Source organism: Massilia arenae, assembly GCF_008014745.1.
GTDB lineage: Bacteria > Pseudomonadota > Gammaproteobacteria > Burkholderiales > Burkholderiaceae_D > Telluria > Telluria arenae.
In genome coordinates, this window is record NZ_VPFD01000019.1 from 38,758 (window position 1) to 51,750 (window position 12,993).

A 12,993-nucleotide genomic window follows, 5' to 3' on the forward strand; every position below is an offset into this window, starting at 1 on the left:
CGCGCAAGGCGCTAAATAGGACGATGCATGGACTAAACAGGCGTGGATTATGAGGCCAAAACCACAGAATCCGAAAAAAACAAAAAGCCCTTGCAGGCTAAACCTGCAAGGGCTGGCAGACGCCGCGCTGGGCGGCGTGCCGATAAACCAGTGTGTTGCTTACAGCTTGTAGTTCAGGCCGAGCAGCATCTGACGGCCGTACTTGCTGTAGCCGCGCGGACGATCTTCGGTGCCGGCGTAGCTGCGGAAGGCGGTGTCGGTCAGGTTATTCACCTGGAACAGCACCGACAGGCCTTCGATCTGCTTGAAGTCGTAACCCAGTTGCAGGTCGACCACTTTATCAGCTTTCACGTAAGTCAGCTCGGTTGCACCGCCGATGCCGCCGATTTCACCCACGAAGTCGCTGCGATAACGCTGGCTGACGCGGGCCGAGAAACCGTCTTTCTCGTAGTAGGCGGTGACGTTGAACACGCGCTTGGACAGGCCCGGCAGCGGGATCGCGAGGCTGCCGAAGCGCTGGTCGACGATCGAGATTTCGCTGCTGGTGAACGAGGCGTTGGCAGTGATGCCGAAGCCGTCCAGCATCGGGTGGATCATGTCCAGCGGGGTCGAGGCTGCGAACTCCAGACCCTTCAGGGTGCCGCCTTCGCCGTTCATCGGCTGGGTCATGGTGCCGATATTGGTCAGGGCGCCCTGCAGGTTGAATTCCGAGAAGTCACGCGGCACGGTCACGCTGTAGATGTACGAGGACAGGTCCTTGTAGAAACCGGCGGCCGAGATATAGCCCTTGTTGCCGAAGTATTTTTCGTACGACAGGTCGACCTGCTTGGCGCGCCATGGATCGAGCTGGGCGTTGCCGCCGTTACCCCATGGGGTGCCAGTGGTCTGCGCGGTCAGGCCCACTTCCAGGGCGGCGTTCAGCTGGTTCAGCTTGGCGCGCGCCAGGGTCTTGCCGGCGCCGAAGCGGATGAATTGCTGGTCAGGCAGGGCCCAGGCCAGGTTCACGCTCGGCAGGTAGTCGGTGTACTTCTTGCCGTCGGTCAGTGGCACCAGGTCGGCGAACGGCCAGGCACGCAGCGTGTTCGCGGTCGAGCTCTGGTCGGTTTCGATGACTTGCATGCCGATATTGCCGCGCAGTGGCATCGACATCAGTTCGGTGTCGATGTTCAGCTTGGCGTAGCCGGTCTTGACCTTTTCTTCGATCGACCAGTTCTTGGTCGCGCCCCACGGCACCAGCACCGTCGGGGTGAACGGGCCGAAGTTGTTGGCCAGCACGGCGTCGATGTCCCAGCTCAGCGAGTTCTGCAGCGCGTAGAGACCTTGCGAGCCATTCAGCACGCCCGGCGCGAAGGTGCCGTCGCCGATCTTCGAGAAGCCGGTTTCCAGGTGCTCTTTTTCCTTCTCGCGCTTGGAGTGGTTGTAGCCGACTTCCAGGCTGCTGAACGGACCGTCCGAGAACTTGCGCTCCAGGCTGACGCGGAACGACGTCATCTTGTCGACCATGTTCGGGGCATTCACGTAGCCTTCGCCGAACTGGCCGCCGATGGCGATCTGCGACGGATCGTCGTAGACGCCCGACAGCGACAGTTGCGGAATGGTGCCGCCGTTGTAGCTGTAGTCCAGGGTCTGGCGCACGGAGCGGCCGGCGTTGATCTCGACCAGCTGTTCCTTGTGGTCAGCCTTGGAACGGCTGATGTCGACGATACCGACCCAGTCGCCCGAGCTGTAGCGGTTGTTCCAGCCGAAGGCGGTCAGCTTGTCGTCGCGCGTCATGCGGTTGTTGCGCACCACCGGATTGACGTTGTTGGCGGTGCCGGCGATCGCGGTGCCGTTGACCACGGTCGCGTTCGAGAAGCGCACTTCGCCGTCGTCCTTCAGCGGCATTTCGATACCGCGGCGGATTTCTTCCTGGTCGAAGCGCGAGTGATAGACGTCGAAGGTCGAGCTGAAGTTGCGGTTAGGACGCCATTCCAGCACACCCATCAGGCCGTCGCGCACCTGGTCGCCGGTGGTGGCCATCGACTTCATGCCCTTCGGCACTTTGACGGTCGAGCCTGGCACGACATTGGTGTCGTCCACCCAGTCCCAGGTCTCGAATTGTTGATGCACGTTCGGCTTGTCCTGGCGCGCATAGCCGATCGCCACGCCGAGGGTGCGGTTGGCGAACTGGTCGATGTAGGACGCGCTGATGCGGCTGCCGGTGTCCGGCGAACCGGCGCTGATCGAGCCTTTCGAATTCTTTTCGCCGCGCACATTGACGGTGATGACGCGCTCGCGCAGCGACAGCGGCTTGATGGTCTGCAGATCGACCGTGCCCGACAGGCCCTGGCCGACGACTGCAGCGTCGCCGGTCTTGTACACGGTGACGGCGCTGATCAGTTCCGATGGGTACTGGCCATATTCAACGCTACGGTCCGAGCTGGTGGTGACCTGCTCGCGGCCGTTGAGCAGCGCGGTCGACAGGTCGCCCGAGGTGCCGCGGATGCTGATCTGCTGGGCCTGGCCATTGACGCGCTGGGCCGACAGGCCCGGCAGGCGGGCCAGCGATTCGGCGATCGACACGTCCGGCAGCTTGCCGATGTCTTCCGAGGAGATGGCTTCGACGATGCCGGTCGATTCGCGCTTGACGGCGATCGCATCTTCGATCGCGCGGCGGATGCCAGTCACGGTCACGGTGGTGACAGGCGCGTCCGGGTTCAGGGTGGCGGCTTCGCCGGTGCTGGCGGTTTGCGCGTGCGCGCTGCCGGCCAGGACCGTGACAAAGATGGCGCAGCCGGCGGCAACCGGGCTCAGCTGGAATGCGGCACGCTTGGTGGCGATATTTTTCATGTGTCCCCTCAGATAGAACGATGTAGTCCCGAAATCACCTGCTTAGCAGACCGGGATCGGCTTTTTGCGACAAAATCAACGTTGGGCGGAATTTTGTATTAAAACTAGATGCACTGTCAACGGGAGTTATTTTGAGCAAGGATTGCGGGATCGATTTCGCTAATACCTTGTAATTTAACGGGTTTTTCGTTGTTTAAGAGCGACAAGGCAATGTAGTGGCTCTGTAGTCGGGCTACAAATGCCCTTAAAACCGGCAGTTTTTTATTGCCTCGCACCATCTTGGTGCGCTTCCTGTAGTAAATCATTCAAATCGGCGACGCTTCTGCTTGCAGACTGAAAATTTGCTACACAGATAAGTTCCACGGCCTGATGTAGCCTTACAACAGGCGAAAAAAAAGCCGCCCGAAGGCGGCCGTGCGGCTGAGTTGACGAAGGGGTCAGGATTTTTTGGCCGCGCAATGCTTCGCGATGTACTCTTCATGCGACGGCATCACGTCCACGCATTTGCGGATCACGTCGCGCACACTGCCCATGTAGTCGGCGATATCCGCCTCGGACTGCGTATCGGCCAGCGGGTGGTAGCCGTCGATCGGCATGTTCTGCCCTTCGAACACCTGCAACCAGCCGACTTCCGAAAACAGCTCATTATCGACGCGCACGATCTTGCCGCGCGAACGGTACAGGTCCATCTTCTGGCGCAGGGTTTCCGGAATCGCCATATGCGCGCACTCGGTCCAGTAGGCCGAATCGGTGCGCTGGTTCAGGTGGTAGTGCAGGATGATGAAGTCGCGCACGCGCTCGTATTCGAAGCGCGACTGGCGGTTGAACTCGATGCGGTCGGTCTCGCTGAAGCGGCGATCCGGGAAGAATTCGACCAGGCGCGCGATGGCCGACTGGATCAGGTGGATGCTGGTCGACTCGATCGGCTCCAGGAAGCCGCCCGCCAGGCCGATCGCAACCACGTTGCGGTTCCAGGCCTGCTTGCGCATGCCGGTGCGGAACTTGATCATGCGCGGCTCGGCCAGCGCGCGGCCGTCGAGGTTCGACAACAGGGTCGCGGTCGCCTCGTCGTCGCTGATGAAGCGGCTGCAATACACATGACCGTTGCCGGTGCGGTGCTGCAGCGGGATGCGCCACTGCCAACCCGATTTATGCGCCGTGGCGCGTGTAAACGGCGTCATCGTCGGCACCGATTCGCACGGCACGGCCAGCGCGCGGTCGGCCGGCAGCCAATGGTTCCAGTCCTCGTAGCCGGTCTCCAGGGTCTGCTCGATCAACAGGCCGCGGAAGCCCGAGCAGTCGACGAACAGTTCGCCCTCGATGCGCTGGCCGCCTTCCAGCTCGACCGCTTCGATGAAACCGTCCGGCTCGCGCTGGATGGCGCGCGCAATCTTGCCCTCGATGCGGGTCACGCCGCGCGCCTGGCACAGTTTTCTCAGGTATTTCGCGTACAGGCTGGCGTCGAAGTGATAGGCGTAGGCGATGTCGCCCAGCGGCGAATTCGGTACGTCGGTGCGCGCCGGCATGAACTTGCCGGCCTTGGCCGCCATGCGCGTGATCGAGTATTCCTCGAGCGGCGCGGCCTTGCCCAGCGCGCGCATCTTGTGCCAGTACTGCTCGAACGGCACGGTGGCCAGGTCTTGCCCCATGCGCCCGAAGCCGTGCATATAGCGCTCGCCCAGCTTGCCCCAGTTGACGAACTCCACGCCCAGCTTGAAGGTGCCCATCGTCTCGCGCATGAACTCTGCCTCGTCGATCCCGACCACGCGGTTGAAGCGCTGGATCATCGGGATGGTCGCCTCGCCCACGCCGACGATGCCGATCTCGTCCGACTCGACCAGCCGGATGTTGTAGCGGCCATTGAGCATGCTGCTCAACGCCGCCGCCGTCATCCAGCCGGCGGTGCCGCCGCCGACGATGACGATGTCCTTGATTGCCTGGTGTTCCATATTTTTATTCCTGCTGTCTCGTCCAAGAAAAACAACCCCCGGGGCCGGGCGGCCGCGAGGGTTGCATTGTAGTCCTGCCTGCCTGCGCTTAGAACTTGTAGTTGGCGCCGAACTGATAGGTGCGGCCGTACTCCACGCGACGGGTGATCGAATCGCTGTTGTCGGTGTACTCCTGGTACGGCGCGTTGTTCCAGTTGTTCGCCTGGGCGAACACCGACATGCCTTTGGCGAAGCCCTTCTGGATCTCGTACGAGATCTGGAAGTCGACGATGGTCTCGCCCTTCACGAAGGTGTACTGCAGCGTGTCCGAGAAGTCAGGCGACTGGCCCAGGAAGTCCGAACGCTTGCGCGCCGCGGCGGCGATCTGGAAGCCGTTCTTCTCGTAGTACAGGCGCAGGTTGCTGACCTTGCGCGACAGGCCCGGAAGCGGGATGGTGGTCGCCGCCGTCTGCACATTGCCGAAGCCCAAAGCCGGCAGGTCGATCTTCGACGTGGTGTTCGAGTGGTTGGCCAGGATGCCGAAGCCGTCCAGCCATGGATGCACCATCTCGAGCGGCACGTTGATCGCCAGCTCGTAACCGCGGATGGTGCCGCCGTCGCCGTTTTCAGGACGGTTCAGTACACCGATGGTCGAACCGGCGAACGAGCCGGAGGTCGGCAGCGGCGTGGTCTCGGTGACCCACGGCGCGAAGTCGTATTCCGACGGCGTACGCAGGATGAAGGTGTCGAGCTTCTTGTAGAAGCCGGCCGCGCTGATATAGCCCTTTTTGCCGAAGTATTTTTCGTACGACAGGTCGAACGACTTGGCCTTGAACGGCTCGAGCATCGGGTTGCCGCCGCCGCCGCTGAGGAAGGGGTTGGTCACGCCGGTGTTGACGCCGAAGCCGATGCCGCCGCGCAGGTCGTCCAGGGTCGGACGCGACAGCACTTGCGCCACGCCCATGCGCAGCACCTGGTCGTTCTTAAGGTCGAACGACAGGTTCAGGCTCGGCAGCACATCCCAGTAGTCGTGCTCGCCGGTAGTGCGCACCACCGGGCAGGTGTCGGCGGTCTCGCCGGTGCAGTTGCCGCTGTTGTAGCCGCCGCCCATCTGCTTGGTGTGCACGAACTGGGTGCCGACGTTACCGCGGTATTCCAGGCCGAACAGCTCGCCGTTCAGGTCACCCATGACGTAGGCGGTCTGCACGGTTTCCTTGACGTCCCACATCTTGGTGAGGATGTCGGCATTGACCTTCGGCGCCAGCTCGTACACCGAGCCCAGCGAGCCGAGCGGATTCCAGGTGGAGATCGGGATGCCGCTGGTGCCGGCCGTATTCGGCGTGGCGCCCGGCATCGCGACGGCGCCAAAGCGGTCGCCGCCGATGATCATCAGGCGGCCTTCGTCGCCGGTACGGGCTTTTTCGCGGTCGGTGAAGTTGTAGCCGAACTGGATCGCCGACATCGGGCCCCATTCGACGTTGCGCTTGGCGTTCAGGCGGATCGACTTGAGCGTGTCTTCGATATACGGCTGGGCCAGGTAACCAGCCTGGGCCAGCGGATTGTCGGCCGTGCCCGACCAGCCGTTGACGTCGGTCAGACGGGCGACGTTGGGGTCGGCGTAGTTCAGGCCGGTGCGCCAGGCGATGTCGGTGAAGTTGCCGCCGTTAAAGCCGGTCCACGAGATCGTGTCCAGGTTGGCCGCATTGCCCGGCAGGCCGGCGCTGGTTTCATAGCGCGAGCTCAGCTTGGTGGCCTTGGACCAGGTGATGTCGGCGCTGGTATTCCACTCGCCCAGTTTCAGCTCATTCTTCCAGCCGACGGTCTTCAGGTCGTCGTCCGCCGATTCGATGTGGTTGCGGACCACGGCCTTGTAGTTGGTCAGGGTGCCGCTGGTGGCGATGCCGTTCTGCACGGTCACGTTTTCCAGCACGCCGGCCGGGTCGTACAGGCCCGAGGTGTTGGCGCCGACGGCGCCTTCGATGCCGCTGCGCTTGTAGCCGGTTTCACCGGCCGAATAGAACAGGTCGACCGTCGAACGGAAGTTGCGGTTCGGGCGCCATTGCAGCGAGGCGAAGGCGCCGTCGCGGTTGTGGTAGCCGGTTTCGGTGTCGGCGGTGAAGCCCATCGGCAGGATCACGTCGCGGCCCTGGTAAGGCAGGACCGAGGTCTGGCCTCCCCAGGCGTCGAACTTGCGCTGCTCGCCGCCAGTTTCGTCGTACGAGGTCAGGCCGACCGCCACGCCGATCGTGCGGTTGGCGAACTGGTCGATGTACGACAGCGAGAAGCGGTCGCCGTCGCCTTCTTCGGCGGTGCGCACGCCCAGGCGGCTCTTCTTGTAGTTGACGGCGATGACGCGCTTGCCGAAGTCGAGCGGCTGCACGGTCTTGAGGTCGATGGTCGCGGCCAGGCCCTGGCCGATCACGCTCGCGTCCGGGGTCTTGTAGATCACCACGCCGCCCATCAGCTCGGACGGGAACAGGTCGAATTCAGGATTGCGGGCGTTACCGGTCGAGGCCATTTCGCGGCCGTTGAGCAGGGTGCCGTTGAAGCTCGGCGACAGGCCGCGCACCGAAATTTCGGACGCGCGTCCCGAACCGCGGCTGCGTTGGGCGGTCACGCCCGGCAGGCGCGCGATCGATTCGGCAACCGAGGAGTCCGGCAGCTTGCCGATGTCTTCGGCCGAAATCGCTTCGACGATGGAATTGGAATTGCGCTTGACCGAGATCGCCGCCTCGATGCCCTGGCGGATGCCGGTCACGGTGACGGTGGAGACGCCTGGCGCCGGCGCCGGGGTGGCGATGACTTCGCTGGTAGCGGCCGCGGTCGGGGTATTCGGTGCGACGGCGGTCTGCTCTTCGCTGCCGGACGCCTGGGCGAAGGCCTGGCCAGCCAGCGCCGACAGCAGGACGGCGCAGCCCGCGGCGAACGGGTTCAACGGGAATGCGGTACGCGCCGACTTGCCGGCGCGCCTGGTGGCGGTAGCTTTCATGTGTCTCCTCGGTGAAAGGCGGTTTCCCGCGGCGCGGCGTTGCCGCTGCCGGGGTCATTGCCTCGACAATTTTTATCAGCCTCGATAGAACGTCTGTACTAAAACTAGATGTTGCAATCGAAAAACTGTGTGTATCGACAATAATGGCAGGTTTCGCGAAAAACAGTGTTTAGCGCGTTGTAACTGGGCTACAGAAATGGGCGTGTTCGGCGATGCGGAAGGGGATTTCGTACTGTTTCTAAAGGAAATCTTAAGATTCATCGACCGCGTTTCCGTGTAGTTCCACTAGAGACGGGTCGGGGTGTATTGATTGTTAGCGGTCATTTTCTATAGTACTCTTTCGCCAACACAACAACATTTCGCGCCAACTCCGTAGTCATCCTGCATGGTTTTGTAGTCTTACTACCTGAACAGCTGATAGCGGTAACGGCGCTCAATAATCATGAGACAACTCCTCGCCAGCATCGTGCTCGGCGGCGCTTCGCTTGCCGTCCACGCCCAGACTCCCGACATCGCCCGCATGGAGCCGCCCTTCTGGTGGGCCGGCATGCAGCACGCCCAGGTGCAGTTGATGGTGTATGGCGACAAGATCGCCGACCTGGACCCGTCGCTGGCGTATCCGGGCGTGCGCATCGCCTCGGTCACCCGCACCCCGAACCGCAACTACCTGTTCATCGACCTGGTGCTCGACCCGAAGGTCAAGCCAGGCAGCTTCGACATCGCCTTCAAGGGCGCCAACCGCACGGCCAGCTACACCTATCGCCTGCTGGAGCGCGAAGCCGGCTCGGGCGAGCGCCAGGGTTTCAGCAGCAAGGACGCGATCTACCAGATCATGCCGGACCGCTTCGCCAACGGCGACCCGTCCAACGACAGCGTCGAGGGCATGCCCGACAAGCTTGACCGCAAGGGTGGCCTGGGCCGCCACGGCGGCGACATCAAGGGCATCATCGACCGCCTCGACTACGTCGCCGGCCTGGGCTTCACCCAGCTGTGGCCGACGCCGCTGATCGAAAACAATATGCCGGGCTACTCCTACCACGGCTATGCGGCGACCGACCTGTACAAGATCGACCCGCGCTACGGCAGCAACGAGGACTTCAAGCGCCTGTCGCAGGAAGCGAAAAAACACGGCATCGGCATCATCCAGGACGTGGTGCTGTCGCACATCGGCAGCCACCACTGGTGGATGAAGGACTTGCCGACGCCGGACTGGATCAACTACAGCGACAAGTTCGTGCCGACCCACCACTACCACACGGCGGTGCAGGATCCATACGGCTCGAAGGAAGACGCCGACAACTTCACGCGCGGCTGGTTCGTCAAGAGCATGCCCGACATGAACCAGTCCAATCAGCTGGTGTCGAACTACCTCATCCAGAACAATATCTGGTGGATCGAGTACGCTGGTCTTTCCGGGCTGCGCATCGACACTTTCGGCTATTCGGACAAGGCCTTCCTGGGCGAGTACACGAAGCGCCTGATGACGGAGTACCCGAACCTGAACCTGGTCGGCGAAGAGTGGAGCACCAAGGTGCCGGTGGTGGCCTACTGGCAGCGCGGCAAGCAGAACTTCGACGGCTACCAGGCCTACACCCCGAGCCTGATGGACTTCCCGGTGGCCGAGGCGATGCGCAAGGCGCTGGCCGATAAAAAAGGCGGCAACGTCTTCACCGACGTCTACGAGACGCTGTCGCTCGACTACCTGTATCCGGAGCCGGGCAACCTGGTGCTGTTCGCGGACAACCACGACATGTCACGCATCTACAGCGAAGTGGGCGAAGACTTCGACAAGTACCGCATGGCCATGATCTTCATGATGACGGCGCCGCGTATTCCGCAGTTCTACACGGGCGACGAAATCCTGATGACCAGCGCCGTCGGCGAGCGCAACGATGCCACCTACCGCACCCCGTTCCCGGGCGGCTGGGCGGGCGACAAGATCGATGCGTTCAAGGGTATCGGTCTCACGTCCAAGCAGCGCAATGCGCAGGATTTCGTGCGCAAGCTGGCCAACTGGCGCAAGGGCCAGCCGGTCATCCACAGCGGCAAGATGATGCATTACGGCCCGCAGGACAACACCTGGGTCTACTTCCGCTACAACGATGACAAGAAGGTGCTGGTCGCCTTCAACAACAACGCCAAGGAGATGTCGCTGGACGTCGTGCGCTTTCGCGAAATGCTCTCCGGCGTGGCCAGCGGCACCGACGCGCTGACCGGCAAGACCTATGACTTGCGCGAGAAGCTGGTGCTTCCCGCACGTGCCGCAGTCCTCCTCGAACTGGACGCGCCACGATGAAGCGCCATGCCATCGCCCTCGCCGCCCTGCTCTCTTGCGGGTCTGTTCTCGCCCAGAACGTCGACGGCCTGTACGTGCGCGGCGCCTTCAATGGCTGGGGCACCGCCAGTCCGCTGGCGGCCAGGGGCGATGGCATCTACCAGGCCGACGTCGAGGTCATGCCCGGCAACCACGCCTTCAAGCTGGGGACGGGCGACTGGAGCGCCGAGTGGGTGATCGATCCCGATAAAAGCACCAGCGTCAGGCCGGATACCGACTACCGCCTGGAGCGGCAGTCCGGTCCCGAGACCTTCCTGTTCGTGCGCCAGCCGGGCACCTACCGCTTCACGATCGACGCGCGCGATCGCGCAAAACCCGTGCTGAAGGTGGCGCGCATCGCCGACACCCAGCGTGGCGCCGGCCCCGATCCGCATGCCGGCCACGCGGCCCAGGCAAGCCAGCAATGGCCGACCTGGGACGGCAAGATGGAAACCGTGCGCTACTCGACGCCGGATGCGGATGCGCCGCTGCGCCGCTACGTCCAGTCGAGCACCATGCTGCTGCGCGACCCCGGTCCGCAGCACGTCAAATATGCCGAAGAAGAGGGCCTGCCGCGCGTACGCAGCGGCAACCTGGCCTTCGACGCCCTGTTCGCGATGGCCGGCCGCGAGATGCGCCAGAATTCGGTCAGCCAGATCAATGACGGCAACTACAACGGCGGCAATGCGATCGACTGCGCGTGCTTCGCCACCGGCGAGAAATGGGCTTATGTCTGGACCCGCGACCTGTCGTATGCGGCCGACCTGGGCCTGGCCCTGCTCGACCCGCAGCGGGTGCGCAATTCACTGGATTTCAAGCTCTCGGGCTGGCGTCCGGACATCACCGCCGCGCCGCAGATCCCGGGCACGCCGGACGGCCTGCAGATCGTGCAGGACACCGGCAGCGGCGGCAGCTGGCCGGTCAGCACCGACAGGCTGACCTGGGCCCTGGCGGCCGAGGAAACGCTGCGCACCCTGCCCGTTTCCGAACGCGCCGCGTTCGCCGCGCGCGCCCTGAAGGCGCTGGCGAACACGATCGAGATCGATCGCGTGGCGGCCTTCGATCCGGTGTCCGGCCTGTACACGGGCGAGGAATCCTTCCTCGACTGGCGCGACCAGACCTACGCCGCCTGGATCCCGGGCGACCTGGCCTCGATGGCCAGTTCCAAGGCGCTGTCGACCAACGTCGTGTATTACCAGGCGCTGAATCTGGCCGCGAAACTGGCGCGCGAGCACAAGGATGACGACAAGGCGCAGCGCTACACGCGCTGGGCGCAAGAACTGAAGCGGGCGATCAACGAGCGCCTGTGGTTGAAAGACGCTGGCATGTACAGCAGCCTCACTGCCGGCCACCTGGACGACGCGCCGCTGCACAAGTTCGACTGGCTGGGCCAGGCGCTGGCCATCGTCAGCGGCGTGGCCGACGAGCGCCAGGCGCGCTCGATCCTGGCACGCTATCCGCATGGTCCGCTGGGTGCCCCAATGATCTGGCCGCAGCAGATTGGCGCGCCGGTGTATCACAATCGCTCGAGCTGGCCGTTCGTGACCGCCTATGGCCTGCGCGCGGCGGCACAGGGCAAGAACGCGGCGGTGGCCGACGTGGCCTACGCTGGGCTGATGCGCGGCGCGGCGGTGAACCTGTCGAATATGGAAAACCTCGAGTGGCTGTCCGGCCAGCCGCTGCTGCTCGACGAGGACAACCCGGGGCTGAGCGGTCCGGTGATCAACTCGCGCCGCCAGCTGTGGTCGGTCGGCGGCTATCTCGGCATGGTGATCGGGAATGTGTTCGGCGTGGAGACGCTGGACGACGGCATCGCATTGAAGCCTTTCGTGACAGCGAAACTGCGCCGCGAGACCTTCGGTGGCACGAACGAGATCGCACTGCACGACCTGCGCCTGCACGGCAAGCGCATCGACGTGCGCCTGCAACTGCCTGCCGCGAGCGAGAAGGATGGCTATTACGCTGTCGAGCGCATCGTCCTGAATGGCAAGCAGGTCAGCGGCGCGATCCACCTGGACGCACTGGCTGACAGCAACCGCATCGAGATCGTTCTCGGCAATCTGGTGGCCGGCCAGCAGGACATCCGCCGCGTCAACGCCAATCCCTATGAAGAAGCAAGCGCCGTCTTCGGCCCGCGCGAGCCGACCATCGACAGCCTGGCGCGCGCAGCCTCGGGCCCTGTCACCTTGCAGATCGGCGCCAACGGCAACGCCGCCAACGTGAGCTACCGCGTCTACCGCGACGGCAAGCTGGTGGCCGACAAGCTGCCGGCCGGGGCCTGGGTCGATCGCAAGGCAGGCGCCACCTCATGCTATGCGATCGAAGCCTTGTACACCGACAGCGGCAACGTCAGCCACCACAGCCAGCCGCGCTGCGTCGATGCGGGTATCGAGATTCCCGTAACCGATGCGCGTGTACACGCGAACCTGAAGGTGACAGCACCCGATGCGCGCTTCACGCAGGCTCACCTCAAGGACTGGGGCAAGCCGGACGACCGCTTCGCCGTCGACGGCATCCGCATCGAGCGAGCTGGCGATTACCGCATCCAGGTGCGTTACCACAACGGTGCCAACCAGGTGAACCTGGGCATCAGCGGCGGCGTGAAATGGCTGGCGCTAAAGGATGGCAGTGGCAAGGTCGTGGCCCAGGGCGTGATCCAGCTGCCGCATGCGCCGCTGCTGCAGAAGGATACGCCGAGCGTGTACTCGACGCCGCTGGCGGCGCGCATCAAGGCGGGCAGCTACCGTCTCGAGATGACGGACTTCTACAATATGAGTTATCTCGACAGTAACCGCAGCTTCACCGGCGCCGGCGGCGCGGAGACGTCGAACCGGTTCGATATTTATGGGGTGCGCTTGTTGCGGGTGAAGTAAAGCCCGGCCAGATAGTCAGCTACCACGTCGTTCCCGCGAAGGCGGGAACGACGTGCTGGC

Annotated in this window: 5 protein-coding genes; 2 read left to right on the forward strand and 3 right to left on the reverse strand. The window is 63.4% G+C overall.

The window, feature by feature from the left end; all coding sequences use genetic code 11:
* Nucleotides 1-159: 159 nt before the first annotated feature.
* The 3 genes from FVD38_RS17535 to FVD38_RS17545 all read right to left on the reverse strand — a co-directional run bounded on the left by FVD38_RS17535 (nucleotide 160) and on the right by FVD38_RS17545 (nucleotide 7,746).
* Nucleotides 160-2,829 (reverse strand): TonB-dependent receptor, encoded by a 2,670-nt coding sequence (locus FVD38_RS17535; RefSeq protein WP_147936008.1) that lies wholly within the window; start codon nucleotides 2,827-2,829, stop codon nucleotides 160-162.
* A gap of 437 nt (nucleotides 2,830-3,266) precedes the next feature.
* Nucleotides 3,267-4,778, reverse strand: coding sequence for a tryptophan halogenase family protein (locus FVD38_RS17540; RefSeq protein ID WP_147936009.1), 1,512 nt, complete (start codon nucleotides 4,776-4,778; stop codon nucleotides 3,267-3,269).
* An 88-nt stretch (nucleotides 4,779-4,866) separates the two neighbouring features.
* On the reverse strand, nucleotides 4,867-7,746 hold the full coding sequence (locus FVD38_RS17545; RefSeq protein WP_147936010.1) for a TonB-dependent receptor: 2,880 nt from the start codon (nucleotides 7,744-7,746) through the stop codon (nucleotides 4,867-4,869).
* A 442-nt stretch (nucleotides 7,747-8,188) separates the two neighbouring features.
* On the opposite strand from FVD38_RS17545, the gene FVD38_RS17550 reads away from it, so the two are divergent.
* A complete protein-coding gene (locus FVD38_RS17550; RefSeq protein WP_147936011.1) occupies nucleotides 8,189-10,042 on the forward strand; it encodes a glycoside hydrolase family 13 protein in 1,854 nt (617 codons plus the stop codon).
* On the forward strand, nucleotides 10,039-12,933 hold the full coding sequence (locus tag FVD38_RS17555) for an alpha-L-rhamnosidase-related protein (protein ID WP_147936012.1): 2,895 nt from the start codon (nucleotides 10,039-10,041) through the stop codon (nucleotides 12,931-12,933). Before FVD38_RS17550 ends, FVD38_RS17555 begins: the two co-directional genes overlap by 4 nt.
* Nucleotides 12,934-12,993: the final 60 nt, after the last annotated feature.

Excerpts from the sequence above, each read along its gene's own strand:
- FVD38_RS17535 (WP_147936008.1), bottom strand. The coding sequence starts at position 2,829 with ATGAAAAATATCGCCACCAAGCGTGCCGCATTCCAGCTGAGCCCGGTT.
- FVD38_RS17540 (WP_147936009.1), bottom strand. The coding sequence starts at position 4,778 with ATGGAACACCAGGCAATCAAGGACATCGTCATCGTCGGCGGCGGCACC.
- FVD38_RS17545 (WP_147936010.1), bottom strand. The coding sequence starts at position 7,746 with ATGAAAGCTACCGCCACCAGGCGCGCCGGCAAGTCGGCGCGTACCGCA.
- FVD38_RS17550 (WP_147936011.1), top strand. The coding sequence starts at position 8,189 with ATGAGACAACTCCTCGCCAGCATCGTGCTCGGCGGCGCTTCGCTTGCC.
- FVD38_RS17555 (WP_147936012.1), top strand. The coding sequence starts at position 10,039 with ATGAAGCGCCATGCCATCGCCCTCGCCGCCCTGCTCTCTTGCGGGTCT.